General features: G+C 34.9%; 11 protein-coding genes. 4 read left to right on the plus strand and 7 right to left on the minus strand.

Translation table 11 applies throughout. The annotated features are described in order from the left end of the window. The first annotated feature begins 122 nt into the window (after nt 1-122). Together FG390_RS13725 and FG390_RS13730 are read left to right on the plus strand one after the other, a co-directional pair. On the plus strand, nt 123-713 hold the full coding sequence (locus FG390_RS13725) for a 3'-5' exonuclease (RefSeq protein ID WP_141191605.1): 591 nt from the start codon (nt 123-125) through the stop codon (nt 711-713). A 576-nt stretch (nt 714-1,289) separates the two neighbouring features. Next, nucleotides 1,290-1,829 carry a nitroreductase family protein gene (locus tag FG390_RS13730; RefSeq protein WP_141191606.1) on the plus strand — a complete coding sequence of 180 codons (540 nt, stop codon included), beginning with the start codon at nt 1,290-1,292 and terminating at the stop codon, nt 1,827-1,829. 403 nt (nt 1,830-2,232) lie between these two features. Here FG390_RS13730 and FG390_RS13740 read toward each other — a convergent pair whose 3' ends face one another. The 5 genes from FG390_RS13740 to FG390_RS13760 form a co-directional block, all read right to left on the minus strand. Next, a complete protein-coding gene (locus FG390_RS13740) occupies nt 2,233-2,577 on the minus strand; it encodes a DoxX family protein (protein WP_141191607.1) in 345 nt (114 codons plus the stop codon). 194 nt (nt 2,578-2,771) lie between these two features. Next, nucleotides 2,772-7,184, minus strand: a complete 4,413-nt coding sequence (locus FG390_RS13745; protein WP_141191608.1) for a coiled-coil domain-containing protein — start codon at nt 7,182-7,184, stop codon at nt 2,772-2,774. After that, nucleotides 7,171-7,911: a DUF6063 family protein gene (locus FG390_RS13750; protein ID WP_141191609.1), complete on the minus strand. Its 741-nt coding sequence runs from the start codon at nt 7,909-7,911 to the stop codon at nt 7,171-7,173. The genes FG390_RS13745 and FG390_RS13750 overlap by 14 nt, the downstream gene beginning before the upstream one ends. Further along, nucleotides 7,908-9,410 (minus strand): replicative DNA helicase, encoded by a 1,503-nt coding sequence (locus FG390_RS13755; RefSeq protein ID WP_141191610.1) that lies wholly within the window; start codon nt 9,408-9,410, stop codon nt 7,908-7,910. Before FG390_RS13755 ends, FG390_RS13750 begins: the two co-directional genes overlap by 4 nt. Continuing rightward, a complete protein-coding gene (locus FG390_RS13760) occupies nt 9,383-10,414 on the minus strand; it encodes a Wadjet anti-phage system protein JetD domain-containing protein (protein WP_141191611.1) in 1,032 nt (343 codons plus the stop codon). The genes FG390_RS13755 and FG390_RS13760 overlap by 28 nt, the downstream gene beginning before the upstream one ends. 1,603 nt (nt 10,415-12,017) lie before the next feature. Between FG390_RS13760 and FG390_RS15845 the strand changes: the two genes are divergently transcribed. Together FG390_RS15845 and FG390_RS15850 are read left to right on the plus strand one after the other, a co-directional pair. Further along, nucleotides 12,018-12,161, plus strand: coding sequence for a hypothetical protein (locus FG390_RS15845; protein ID WP_181406505.1), 144 nt, complete (start codon nt 12,018-12,020; stop codon nt 12,159-12,161). Beyond that, nucleotides 12,161-12,319, plus strand: a complete 159-nt coding sequence (locus tag FG390_RS15850; protein WP_181406506.1) for a hypothetical protein — start codon at nt 12,161-12,163, stop codon at nt 12,317-12,319. The genes FG390_RS15845 and FG390_RS15850 overlap by 1 nt, the downstream gene beginning before the upstream one ends. Before the next feature lie 175 nt (nt 12,320-12,494). On the opposite strand, the gene FG390_RS13765 is transcribed toward FG390_RS15850, so the two are convergent. Both FG390_RS13765 and FG390_RS13770 read right to left on the minus strand, forming a co-directional pair. After that, a complete protein-coding gene (locus FG390_RS13765) occupies nt 12,495-13,652 on the minus strand; it encodes a PucR family transcriptional regulator (protein WP_141191612.1) in 1,158 nt (385 codons plus the stop codon). 24 nt (nt 13,653-13,676) lie between these two features. Continuing rightward, on the minus strand, nt 13,677-14,384 hold the full coding sequence (locus FG390_RS13770; RefSeq protein WP_219995069.1) for a TSUP family transporter: 708 nt from the start codon (nt 14,382-14,384) through the stop codon (nt 13,677-13,679). Nucleotides 14,385-14,398: the final 14 nt, after the last annotated feature.

Genomic DNA, 14,398 nt, shown 5'->3' on the forward strand with positions numbered 1-14,398 from the left:
AAAAACAATCCATGAACATGAACAATTAGAATACAAGTGACAATTTATCTGAAAAGGTCGAAAACTTATTTACACAAAATTATTGACACTGCCGACCTAAAAAATATAAAGGAATTGTTAATATGAATAAACTAAATACTGAATATAATCATGACTATGTCGATTATATGAAATATCAAAAATCCAAATCTCTTCCCTCAGATTTTATTGTCATCGATTTTGAAACTACTGGGTTAAGCCATAAATCGTGTGAGATTATCCAAATGGCAGCTATTAAATATATCGAAGGTGAAGAGAGTGAGCGTTTTGTCACTCTTGTTCAACCCTTTAGGTCTATTTCAAGTACAATTACAAGACTAACAGGTATTACAAATGAAGCTGTGGCAACCGCGCCATTGATTGATCAGGTCTTGCCTGATTTTGTTCAATTTCTAGAAAATCATGTGATTATTGCTCACAATGCTTCCTTTGATATGAAATTTCTTTTACATAACGCTTACTACTTAGGTTTAGATAAACCCAATAACGAAGTCATTGATACGGTATACCTTGCAAGAAAACATATGAAAGATGTACGAAATCATAAATTAGAAACTTTGAAGACAGCATTAGGCTTATCAAATATGATATCACATAGAGCAGATACAGATTGCGTGGTAACCGCTGAGGTATACAAAAAATGTCGGGATCATCATATGGCGGGGATAAAATAAAAAATCACAGAAAATAATATGAGAGAAAATTATTATTGGCATCCTTTTTGTGCCAATTGAGCATTTTTATATTCATTCTATTTTTAAATGTGGATCTAATCAACTATTTAATCTAAATATATCATAAAGCGATTTATTGTTTCTTCTATTATATTGCGTTACGATATATATATTAGGAAAAATGGTAAGGTATTGTTATCAAAAAGTTTTAGCGAGAACGCCACATAGTAAGTCGAATGACTGCAACAGCACCAGTTAATTTTGGCAGTAGCAGTAAAAGATTATCATTGCCAAGATTATCCCGCTCCTTGAGAGCATACAGAACGACTACAAATTATATATCTTTCCTTTATGTGATTAATCCGATCGCTGCGAAACTTTGAGTCTAGTTTTTAGGAATAAAAAACCTGAGGATAAACGAGTGTTCTTGTTAAGGTGTCTCCTTGGAAATTGAAAGACTTGAAAGACTCTCTAAAAAGTAATTAGATGAAATCCAGCTAGAGCTTATTCACGGAATTAATTACTTACTTAGAAGGATGTTAATTTGGTTAATACATAAAATGAGGAGGAAAGGTCATGAATGTTTTTGAAGCAATCAGCAAGCGAAGGGAAATTACTCAATTTCTAGGAAAGTCCATACCTTCTGAAATATTGGAACGTGTATTGAATGCTGCTTTTTTGGCCCCTAGTGGAAATAATCTACCATCCAGAGAATTTATTTTGGTAACTGACAGAGAAATATTGAAGCATTTAGCCAAAACGACTCCATATATGCCATGGCTCGCAAATGCAGCAGCCGGTATTGTTATTACAGGTTGTCCTAATGTCAGTAAATATTGGATTCAAGATGCATCGATTGCAAGTGGCTTTATTTGGCTCTCGGCAGTTGAATTAGGCTTGGGAGCTGCGTTTGGAGCTGTTTTTCATGCGGAGGATCATATTGAATCAAACAGCCGCGAAACCCATGTAAGGAAAACACTGGTAATTCCAGAAAATCGCCGGGTTTTGGCGATTATGGGCCTTGGGTACCCAGAAAAACAACCTGCTTCAAAAGAGTTAATTCCAAAGGATGAAATTATACATTACCACAAATTTAACGGTGAACATAACAATTGATTGAATATCGAAGTGTTTGGCACTTCGATATTTGTATTACATTAAGCCGTCCATTATATCCCTTGTCGAAGTGCCTGTCACTTCGACATAATGGTGATGTTGATAATAATGATCCTCATGGTTTAATGAGGAATAAGGTGAACAAACAGACGATTTCCCTTTTAAAGGATAGCGTCTGTTTGTTCATTTTCATCGATATAAAGGGCTTGAAATATCAACATTGGTAAATGAAAATTAAGCGCATGCTTTCATAGTTATTTCAGGATCTGGATCTTCACCTTTTTTCCTAGGAATGTCAAAATCGGATAGTAAAAAATGACGTTTAGGTTCAACGTCATGCCTAGCTAATGCATGCTTACAACAGACTAGAATGATTATCTACTGCTTAGTACTAGTGTAATAACTAAATTCTTAATAAAAATACCACAAATGAAATAATTCCAATGACAATGGCAGGAACGGCAGTAGAAATAGGGGCTTTAATCCTAAGATGCAAGAAAGCTCCGAAGATCATTGTCACAGTTAACCAAAGACCACCAAATGCGGCAAGCCTAGGCACCAAAATACCAACTATCATACAAATAGCTCCGATAAGTTGAACGAAACCCGTTATAATTCGAAACCAATTTGGTAATTTAAGATGTTCAAAGTTTTCTAATGCCTTTTTCGCCCCTGTTAGTGCCGTCACACCTAGAAAAGTAAACATAATACCTAAAATAATTTGTAGAATAATAGATACAATACTCATAATTACTCACTCCAATATTTTCAAATTCAGGTACTTGTCTTTTTAGTATATCGCATTATGTCAATCTACTACACTCAGAGTATATAAGTATTTCTGAATCAATATTAGTTCCAGATCAAATATAATCATATAAAACAAAAATATCGAAGTGCCAGGTACTTCGATATTTGTATTACATTAAGCCGCCTTATAACTTATTCAAATAAGGTTATCTGTTCTGTCTCACCAAGTCGTACAATTGATTTTGGCTCATGATCTTGGAAGTAGGCGTGGTGGAGCCATTTTTCTTTAGCCATAACTTTTTTACTTGAATCTGTTGAAGCTCTTAGTCGGCAACTATAAATGATTGGGAAATAGTCTTGGAGAAATTTCCCTTCTGTGTGGGCTGTGAGAGCAATTATTTGAAAACCTAGTTGTTCTGCGACAAAGAAAACAGGACTTAGTACATGGTCGCTCGATGCTTTTCCAAAAGGATTATCGAGTATAACAACTCGATGATGCTTCATACCTGGCTGAATGTGTTTCTTTTTTTCTGCCACATAATTTAGAATTCCTAAAAACAGCGTCATATTCTTGCTCCACTTTTCCCCTCCTGACCATACATTACTTTGCTCCCAGGAGTAAGAACGCGTCGTAACTTTGTTATCGTTTGTTACTTTGCGACAACTTACCTTCATGACCTCATTATTCATGACCATTTGTAGGAGCTGCTTTGATTGGAGCCACATTTCAACTTCTTTTCGTATTTTCTCATCGTCTTGCATATTTTGTTCGTTCAAGAAACGATCAGATTCTAATTGTTTTAGAATCCATTCGACATAATCCCTGATACGCATTTTCCCAACCTCTTCTTCCCATACAGGAATTTTAAAGGTGAAAATGGTTTTCCAATCATCCATAACTTTGACTTTTGTCCTTTTCGGAATTTCCTTGAGTTCTTCAACGAGCGTCAGCAGGTGGGAATGAATTTGGTTAATAAATAATTGTAAATCTTCATCACTCTTACGAATATATTCATTCGCATAATGTGAAATTTTCTCAATGCGCATCAGCATATTTTTCTTAAATTCAATGACATCTTTATAATTTTGTTTATTTTCTACGCCATTGATTGCCATTTTTTGTAACTTCATATCAGAAATATTATTCATACAAAATTCTCTAAATTTTCGTTTTGCCCGATCAACTTCTTTTTTCTCAGCTTCTACTAAAGCTTTAGTTTCTTTAAGGGCATCTTTAATGGCTTTGACCATTTTCTGACGGTTATACGTAAATTCAAGTGCTTCTTCTGCTACTAGAGATATTGCCACAATATCAGGTGCAGTAAAATGATGACCTTCTTCAAAAAGTTCCAATCCGTACCTGGCTTTCTCAACATCTTTTAGTTCATTCTCGATCCTTGTTAATTCCCTGTCAATATAAGCTTTCCGCTCATCTAAGTGCTTACCTTCAGATACTAATTCTTCAGAGATTTCTTCTAAGGATTGGTTGAAAGTGATCATTTTTGTATCAGGAAAATCTTTTATTAATTGATCTTTTTTCGTTTCCCATTTTCCTTTTTGCTTATCTAGGTTTGATTTTTTTTCAGTCACAATGGCGGCTAATTTTTCAACTTTTTGTTTTAAATTTACCATTTTTTCGCGCAAAGTTTCCATGAGTTGAACGCCATCTCCTGGAAAATCTCTGGTTTCTTCAACAAAGGGATGTTCATTTAACAATTCATTCATTGATTTGTTCAAACGTTGAATGGATTCCTTAGCATATGTTTCTTTAGCTATCCATTCTCCTCGCGTAACGTTGATTTCTCGAATTTTCATTTCTAGAGACATCATTTTTTCTGTAATGGTCTTTTTACTTTCACCCGTATGACGTGGAGAAAAAGATTGAAGGGATGTATATGTTTCATCATGTTTCACAATGTCTAACTTAGCATCGGTACTTCTGATACGATTCTCCAGGTCATCCTGTTCTTCCTTCCATGTAGCTAACTGCTCATTTAATCTCGTCATTTCTCGAATCACTTGACTTAAGCGGTGCTCTGTCTCTTTTTCGTTTTTCTTTTCTACATTAACTTCCTTTTCAAATTTGAGGTATTGGTGTCCGCGTTCAATTTTCCAATCTAATCCTTGCTTTTCATCACCGTACTGTTCAGCTAATTTTTTATTATGTTCAGATTTGGTACGCTGCTCAGCTAGAAAGTTTGTTTCTCTTTGAATGCTTGCAGAAAGATCTCCAAGTTGATTTTTCAATTGCGTGAGTTCTTCTTTTAATTTAGTTATTTTATCGTATGAAAAGTGTGATAAAAATTGATTAAAAGCCTTTAAACCGTCTTCCCATTTCTTAATATGTTGTTCTTTTTCTTTACGTTGTATGGTGACATCTTTTGCATACGCGCTGATTTCTTTTTTCCATTCCATAAAGGATGACGCATCTAAATTCTTATGCCAATGACTTGGACCAATCCAATTATTTATCCTCTCTTTCGTCGGTGACTGGGCTTCTTCTGTCGTCATTACTATAATAGGAAATTGAATTTGTTCACGAACATGGTTTAACTTATCGATCACTTTTTGTCTTGATCTATTCGTTGTGACTAATGTCATTGGCCAGAGTGGGTAGTGCTCATGTTTCTCTCTTTCTTCGATCTCCATGTTTTGTAAAAATTCCACACCTGTAACTAAAAAATCGACTTGATTTTTCCATGATGTGAGTTGTTGTTCAAGAAAAGCGTCACTAAAGAATGTTTCCTGATTACCATGGTCATCGACAAATCGATAGGCCACTCGTTCTTTAAGTAAAAGACTATCTTTATCTTTTGTTAGTTTATCAATGGTTTCGATTAATCTTTTTTCGATAGATTCCTGTGATAAATAAACATTTTCCAAAGTGACCCATTGAGAACGTAACGAGGATAGGACTTCAATTAGACTTTTCTGTGCCTCTTCCATCGCCGAAAGTTTAAAAACTATTTCATTTTTGCTCTTTTCAGTGGTAGCGTGAGTCGATTGAAAATCTTCCTTCCTCTCTTCTGCTTCCTTGACATCAATCATAGATTGCTTTTCTTCTTTATGTAATTCCATTAACTGATCGTCAAGATCTTGAAAGCGCACTTGCCATTTAATTAATTCTTCTTGTACATTTTCCTGTTCAGGGTTTGAAAGTAAAAGTTGCTTTAACTGCTCAATATCTTTTGATCTTGTCTCAATTCTACTTACTGTTTTTGATAACTGTTTATATAGATCTTTTTCATTTTCACCTAAGTCATGCTTTTTTTGATCTAACAAGTCCATTTGTTTCTTGATAGGATTTAATTGATCATTCAGTTCTTGTCTATCTTTCTCTAGTTTTTCAATTTCTTCTATATACCAGCCGAGGAGCGCACACTTCTCTTGTTCCAACTGATTTTTTAATTCATCCATGTCTTCAGTTTGATCATATTTTGCAAGCTCACGTTCAATATGGCGTAGAGCATCCTCTTGTTCTTTCTTTTCTTGTTTCATTTTCGCTAATTTTAATGAATAGTAATCGATGGCATATTTTTGAAGATACTCTTCTTGCATCGATTGTTTACCAAGCACTTCATTAAATTCAGCCTTTAGGCGATTTAATATGGTTTCTTCAACAAAAATCTCATATGAAGCTGATTTCACATCGTGGTCATGCTTACTTATCTTCCATTCTTCTAATTTTTCTAACGTATTTACTCTTTCGTTTGTATATTGCTGTTTCTCTTGACTAATTTTGTTCCAAGTTCCTTTAGCACGCTGTTTAACTTGTTCATATTCTAATTCTCTATGGTGAAATTTCTCATAAGTACCTGTGTAATTTTCAAGCTGACTCTCAATTTGCTTATTTTCTTCAAGTGTTTCTTTTAACTTTTTATAATTTTTGAAACTTGTATACTGCTGTTGAAACATATCGGCAAATAGATATTCATCATGACCGACAATCGAATTTTCAACCGTTGGAATAAGTAATCGATCAAAGAGTTGATTAGTGCTTTTACATTCATTGAAGAAGGCTTCGACACCACCTTCTAAGCTATTGATCTTGACAATGCTCTCCCATTCGCTTGAAATAATATGATATTGTTCTTCAAGAAATAATTTATAGTCTTTAATGGTGTTAAACGTCCGTGCACTTAACGTTTTGTCACGCATATGGTTATAATAGTCCTGCATCTCCCCGCGTTCCGATGATCTTTTTCCTTCTTTTCCCTCTCGAACAAAAGGGATTTCCTCGATATTATCTGGATCATTTCCCCCGTATTCATACACATACCGCATGGAATCTAGTCCATTTTTCGTTGTAAAAAGTGAGACAGCCGTCACAACATAACGTCTCGGATTATCATTTGTAATCCATTCAACAGCGATATGAGCAGGATCATTTTCAAGCATTAAAGTATGCTTAATTTTACGATCTGCGAGGTTAACGTGAGGTAGGACCGCTTGTAAAACCGTTTGAATAAAGACCGTCTTCCCGCCTCCATTCTCCAGTAAAACGGCACCATTATGTCCATCAAATAAAAACAATTCATCATTATAACGCTTGTTCCCTTCTTCATAAACGACGTTTGTTAAACGAATTTTACTAATCGATGGCATTTTCTTCCTCCCTCTCAAAGCTATAAATGAATTCAAATAGTCCTTTATTGAATTCTACTTCCATGAAATAACGCTGAATGATTGTTTTAGCTTTTTCGGTTAACGTGATTTCATCATTTCCAATCTCTTGTATCAATTCTTGATCAACTAAAAACCTTTTCACCGTATCCATAAAACTTAAGCGACTAATCGTATTTCCGCTTTGCCTTTTCGCCGTTTCTTTAATATCATCCATGTCTTCCCATTTTTCAATGATAAGACGCCAATTATAAGAAAACTCTTTTTCCAATTGCTTCAGTTCTTCCTCATCATGTGTCTTTAATTGATCGATGCGCTCTTGAATAAAGCGCACCCACTCATCCAAACGAAAAAACTGCCTTGTTGGCTCTTGACTCTGATATGTATCATAAAAGCTGCCAAATAGGATAATCGTAGAAAAATAGAGGAGATAAATATCTCCGTTTGTGGCACCAGATCGCAAATAACGACGCTTAATCCAGTCATTGCTAACATGAAAAGGAGACAATTTGGTTTCCGGAATTAAAAACATTTGCTCACTGGTACTGACAATGACACAATCCACTTCTCGGCTAAAAGCATCAAGAAGCCCTCGAATATCATCATCCGCTCGGTAATGTTGAACCGCTTCCTTATCCGTTACTCCATCGCGTGCGAGCTTAGTATAAATGCTGAATGCTTGCATGACTTTTTGTTCAGGATAATTCATGATTTTTCTGCCTCCAATCTTAAGATCATCTCTTGTATCGAAAACCGTTTATTTCCTTTGATAATCCCCTTGCCCTCTTGAACGATTAACCTTCGACCTCCGAGGAGAGCAAGCGCATCATCTAAAAGTGTCTTTCCTTCATCTCCATCCATCTTTCCTTTGATAATTGGAGAACGTTGATGTAGCACAAGCCAAAAGTGATAAAAATAACGTTGCTTATACAAGGTCGAATCACCATACTCTTTTAGATAATCGATAAACTCAGATAATGTACTTCCTCTATTTGATTCATAAGCAAGTAAAAAGTACTGCATGATGTCTTTATATTTTTTTATCAATTCGTTTCGATAAGGATCATCTGCATCATCCTGCATGTCTAATAAACGATTTTCCGCACGTTCTTCTTGTTCTTCAGTAATATTTTGCTCAGCCAAAAGCGTTAACGGTGACCACATTTGGTTTTCTTCAACTTTAAAAAATGGATGAAGTACACCTGACATTGCTTCGAGCGGCAGGGGCTCAGAAATAATATGGGATACAAGATCTTGATCAAAATTAAACGCCTGAATTCCTGTATAGTAAAGTGACTCTTGGGCTGTTATGAGTGTTGTGTTCTTAAGAGCAAATGTCTGCTCAAGGAGACGTGAATGATTATAGTGAACCGATTCCAATTCTCTCGTAATAGTCAATATTAAGTCATAGGTCTTCTTTTCTTTTTTATGAATATCCTTTGAATAAAGTCGTTCGCGAGTTTCTTTTACAAATTGACGAAGCTCTTTAAATTCCTCATCCTCTCTTATAAGCCGCCCATTAATATCCTCCAACAACTGTTTGTACCGCTCAAACGTCTCTTCTGAAACAATACTTCTTTGAATCTCACGTTTGAGCTTTATGATCCTTTCCTCTAAACTTTCAACATCAATGCGCATTTCATTGATTTGTCTAAGTGCCCCTTTAAATTCACCCTTTTCTAATTGTTTTCTTAACATAAGTTGATTGATCGATAATTGGAATTCACTATAAAACTCTTTAGTTGCAAAAATCAATTCTAATCCATCTTCGTCAAGTGTGTAATATTGGGTGTTCGTCTTCATATCAAAATTATTTGCTTTCAAAATCGAGTATTCAATGGTCTCATCTTGCGACGTTTCCCAATTAAAAAAAGTAAAACTCCGCTTTCTTCCTGTCGTTGGCCTGAAGGTTTGAATGATCGTCCGTGCAATTCTTTCATAATCCGTCTCTTCTAACTGATAACTTGATTCCGTCAGCTTATGCAAAAATCCTGCGAGCTCATTCGTACCGATCTTATATTGTCGCATGAGTTTTTGTTCAAAAAAGAAAAGTAAGGTGAGAAGCCCAAATCCCTTCATATCAATAATATTCTTTGCCTGATCCTGTTCACGTTTTCGATCTAGTTCATACAACGGATCAAAAAGTGCCAACCGTCTCAACCTTTCTCGATAACCATTGGTTATTTCTTGTATATCAAGCTTGTCCAATCCGACTCCCTCCATACCTGTTGTAATTCTCTCGTTTTTAGTGTTTCTTGGGGCCAGTATTTTCCACTTGCAAGCATATTTCGAATGACTTCTTGCTCCACTAATGGAAATTTGAGGAGGAATGCTTTCATAGAATCACCGTGTTCACGTTGATAGGCTTTTCCAACTGCCGGCTCTTTTTTTAAGCATACGAAATAAAAAGGCATAGCAAGGCGCACTGGCTGTTTGTTGTTTAAAGCATGCCATATCCATATTCCTTCTTTATCTAAGTCCCCAAAATAGAAGAAATCATGATGGGCTACTACCGGGTATTGTATCGAAAATTGTTCAATACTTTTAATAATGGCTTTCCCACGGCCATAGATTAGGGTTGAAAACTTGGTTTCTCTTAATATCTGGAGTAACCCTTGATACGTTGTTTTATTTTCAACAATAAGGTGGTATTGTTTTCTTGCATTTATTTTTTTTGGATTGATCGCAAACATAAGGGGTTCTGAGACAGGAATAATATTTAGGAGATGAAAAAGACCAATTCTTTCAAGGATTTCTTTTCCGCCTTTTTCAATAATCCACTTTTCATCTCCAACCAATTCATAACTCCGCTCTGGAGCTGGAACGTATTCTGTTGGAAATGAATTTTGTTTTATAAATTGATCTACTTTGAGAATAAAAGGCAAATGCTTTTTCCAAATGGAGGGATCCATTCTATAATACTCATCTATATTAATAGAAGGGTGCAATTTCCCTCGATAAATTTGTAATTCTTTATGAAAATCTCTCATGAGTAGACTTTTATTAATTCGATATTGAAAGGCAAGTGACGGAGACCGATCTGTACGTCCTTTCGCTTTGACCATGACGAGAATTTCCCTTTCTTCAAATTGTAAAATGGTTTCAGAAAAAGCCTCGTATGTTGGAAAAAATGGGTTTAGCAAGTGTTCAAGTTCTAATAAAGTGATTGTCTTCTTCTTAAATGTAGTAAAGATCTTTCTTATTTGATCCAATTAGACATGCACCTCAAATCAATCAGTAAATTATATACCACTATTGTACTAGATTGCAGAGGTGAACGCAGTATGATTGTTCAAGTAAACTGTATTGTTTTGAAGTTTTTAATCTTCATTTGTTTTTTCATCCATACTTGGCGGATTGCCAAGAAGAGGTATGAAACAACCATTTTCATAACCTTCCATATAGCTGGCCTCTTGATCTACATCATCCTCTGAAAAGATTTTGCGATACTTTTCAAATTCTTTTGCCGTTATAACCGAATTAAATAAAATTCTTTTCCGATGTCCATCTTTTCTAACAATGACACAAACCCCGTGCCCTTCTTGTTCATTAATCTCCCATACATAACCCTTAATTGGATCAATTTTATAGAACTTCGAATAAGTATATCCGCATTTATCACAAATAATATACTTTTCATCTGACTTATAATAAAAATCTTCAATTGCAGAACAAGCACAATTAGGGCATTTAGTAACAGTATATATAGAAGCTATTTTTAAATCTCTCCTTTAAGAGGTTGTTCAAAAAGTCACCAAATGATAAGCTGCGAATCTCGGCGCCCGTTTGTTTTTCCGGTCCTCATGTAGTGGATACAAGAGGATCTCTAGCTAAAATCGCTCACGTCCTGTGGCTGGCGCCTGAAGCTACCACATCATGTGGAATGCTGGTCCTAAGGAACGGCGCCGCTCTTAGCCTTCTTGCTTCTAATTTGTCACCTTTTTGAACACGCACTTTAATTTTTTTGGATAAGTGAATGATTGTAAAAATAGATATGCGTAGTTCTATCGCAAGGAAAAGTTAAAAAAGCGGATAATATAGAAGATGTTGCGAACGAATTAGATGTGTTAATGCCTGAAATGGTGAAGGTTGATGGAGAACATGTTATGAATATCCTTAACTTTATAATTAAAAAGGACGTTCATTAGTTAACATAAAAAATCAGAGTAAGAGACATATCGACAATTGGTAAGCCAAAAGCGATAAATTTTTGTTCTTTATAGTCCATATGAAAAATGTCGTATTCGCAAAGGATCGGTTAAATGCATGCTTTTGGTTTTCTCTCCATGCAATGAAGAATTCGGGGAAATTCGATACGTCTACGAGTTTTTTATATGAATTGAGCTTTTGGAGAGACTGAGAAAGTTTCAACAAGAACCCATGTACCTGAAATTGCTTACGGACTTATTACCAATCAATTATTACACCTCCCTTCGTTGTTTATCACAATTTTCATTTGTTAGTCTAACAAGTTGAAAAAATCAATACATAGATGTAGAGATATGAATAAGTGGTGGTTTAATACGTGGTGTACATATAAGATGGTAGATTTCGTAGTTAATAGAGAAGATAAGTTATCTTAATTTTAAATCTTTTTTGAGATTTGTCAAATGAAATGTCTTTTTGAGTCCTATCAAGTTATGTTAGGGTTCATTGAATTTTTCTATGTACGGAAGTTTCATTCTGTTATAGTTGTCACAATATTTATGATTCGGTAGAATATACATATATCCTTTACATACCTTTTATTATAAGTGATTATTGGGAATCCTTATATTAGGGGGTGAAAGGATAAAAAAGGAGGATGATAAAGAAATGACTACTCAAACTCCATCTCATGAAACACAACAAGAACTTTCTTTTGAAGAAAAGTTGAGACTATTATCTAAATCAATAGGAAACTTTAATATTGGAAAAGATTCAGATAAAATCTGCCGCGAAGTTAGAGGAAAAGAATAATGAATATTCAATGCCTTGAAGAATATTGCATCGCCAGAAAAGATTGTTCTGGAGATGCTTTTTTTATTGATACAAATTATCTCATCGCCTTTGTAAATACTACTCATCCCTATCATATCTCCACTGTTATCCATACGATTTTTTTACTCTATAAGTAGGCAAAGCTTTACATAAGTGAAACAGTATTATCAGAAGCTGTCATTGAACAAACTATTGGCTCGGATAATTTTGCAAAGATGTTAGGTTTAGGTATGTAAATACGATAAACCACTCAATAACAGAGAATAAAGGCGATCATGTTGTGAGATTATCCTCAATCTATATTTCCCCCTCCTAAGACACCTCCAAATAATTCTTAATCTGAATCGCCAAATAAAGATCACATCTTGTCTTAAATGATGAAAGATTATGATCCAATATCTGCGCTATCCGGCTAATTTGATAGTTAATCGTATTCCGATGAACAAAGAGTTCTTTTGCTGTTTGATTAATGCTGCAGTTGTTGTTCAGGTAACACTCTAAGGTCTGTAAGTATTTGGTGTTATTGAGTTCGTCATATTTCTCGAGTTGATATAATTTTTCATTTTTATAATCTCTTAATGCTTCTAAATCGTTGATAGGTAGAAGGAGTTTTAGAAAATCTAATTCATTGTACAGACCGATCGGTTTCTTAATGACAGATTTCTTGATTAAGTCTAATACTTTCGTCGCTTGGGTATAACTGTTTTTGATATTAAAGATTGCAGATTGGTTCGCACCAATCCCAGCGAATAAATCCTTATATTCATAGGAAAGATCATGAAATAGGCGATTTATAATCGAAGAAATATGATCTTCTGTGTCATTGATAAAGACAATAATGAGCTTAACATCCAATAAGAATGAGATAAAAGCATGGTTTTCTTTAACGAGACTGTTTTCCATTCTTTTTTTTAAGTTAAGTAATGTATTTTCATCACTTTCTAGCATTTGAAACGCTGTAATGCAGTACTGATTGTTCTCTTCATAGCCGTATTTGTCTAATATAATAAGGTATTCGTCAATATTATTTTGATCGAAAATCGCGCCTTTGATCGCTTTTGTTAATTCCGTTTCTTTCTTTTCGGATTGAAGAAGTTCATACGTAAAAATTCGTATCACATCGGCTAAATAAATATGCCAGGGAACAGAAAATAACGGAAAGTGATGTTCGTTACAATAAGCAATCATTTCGGGTGTTATATTTTTGATAAAAGGACCTATATTTACAATCATGCCGCTAGCACTGTTTTTGACGTTCTGTTTAATAAGATTGAAGAGATCTTCCTCTTTCTTTAACCCAACACCTGTTGTAAAAGTCATTTCATTTCCATGGAGAAAATCGGACATATCCAAACTTTCAACCGTATGGATCCATCTCACTAGATTATCTAGTCCTTGTTCACCCGCGAGAAGCGTCAATTCATGGCTATCCTTCACTTTCATATAAAGTTGTCGAACAGAATTGGCCATAACGAACTCCCCCTTTTTTAAGAATTATACCAATAAGAGCAAACCTGAGAAAAGTAGCAAAATATTAGTCAAAGCCATAAAGAGATTCTGCTTAATTTTATTAAACAGGTAATTACCCGCAAAAATACCAATTGTTATCGGGATAATGGATAGTAGACATAGAAGTAAAATATGGCCATCAACTTGTCCAGAAAACGCTTGTTGACCAAATAAAAACGTGTTCAACATCGACCAAACAGCTGCCATCGTCGCTCTGAATTCTGTTTTATCTTTAAATACGATGGCGGCATAAATGACTAGTAAGGCACCTCCAGAGATGATCAATCCATGAATGACTCCAGCCAGGAGCAGTAACATGAGTAATAGTAATTTGGGAAGGCGTAATCTCTTTTTAATACATAAGTTTTTCAAAGCAATGATAATAATTAATATCGCGTATGAAAGAATTAAAACATGGATTGGGATTTTGCTATAGATCGAGAGGCCTACAATAATGCCGATGATCATAAATATAATGATTTTGGCCAATTCTCGTTTATTTATATAGTTGTAATTGCGAATAGCAATCCACATGCAGCTGATCAAAGTAATAAAATTTAATAAAATCTTCGATAATGAGACTCCAACGACTTGTATTGAGAGCGGCATGGCTATTAAAGTGCCGGCAAATCCAGTGATCGTTTGAATGGCGTTAGAATAAAACATGATGAAGAATAATAATATGAATTTCACGAGTCTTCGTTCCT

It is taken from the genome of Terrilactibacillus laevilacticus (assembly GCF_006517395.1).
GTDB lineage: Bacteria > Bacillota > Bacilli > Bacillales > Sporolactobacillaceae > Terrilactibacillus > Terrilactibacillus laevilacticus.

Excerpts from the sequence above, each read along its gene's own strand:
- FG390_RS13730 (WP_141191606.1), top strand. The coding sequence starts at position 1,290 with ATGAATGTTTTTGAAGCAATCAGCAAGCGAAGGGAAATTACTCAATTT.
- FG390_RS13750 (WP_141191609.1), bottom strand. The coding sequence starts at position 7,911 with ATGAATTATCCTGAACAAAAAGTCATGCAAGCATTCAGCATTTATACT.
- FG390_RS15845 (WP_181406505.1), top strand. The coding sequence starts at position 12,018 with ATGACTACTCAAACTCCATCTCATGAAACACAACAAGAACTTTCTTTT.
- FG390_RS13740 (WP_141191607.1), bottom strand. The coding sequence starts at position 2,577 with ATGAGTATTGTATCTATTATTCTACAAATTATTTTAGGTATTATGTTT.
- FG390_RS13725 (WP_141191605.1), top strand. The coding sequence starts at position 123 with ATGAATAAACTAAATACTGAATATAATCATGACTATGTCGATTATATG.
- FG390_RS13745 (WP_141191608.1), bottom strand. The coding sequence starts at position 7,184 with ATGCCATCGATTAGTAAAATTCGTTTAACAAACGTCGTTTATGAAGAA.
- FG390_RS15850 (WP_181406506.1), top strand. The coding sequence starts at position 12,161 with ATGAATATTCAATGCCTTGAAGAATATTGCATCGCCAGAAAAGATTGT.
- FG390_RS13765 (WP_141191612.1), bottom strand. The coding sequence starts at position 13,652 with ATGGCCAATTCTGTTCGACAACTTTATATGAAAGTGAAGGATAGCCAT.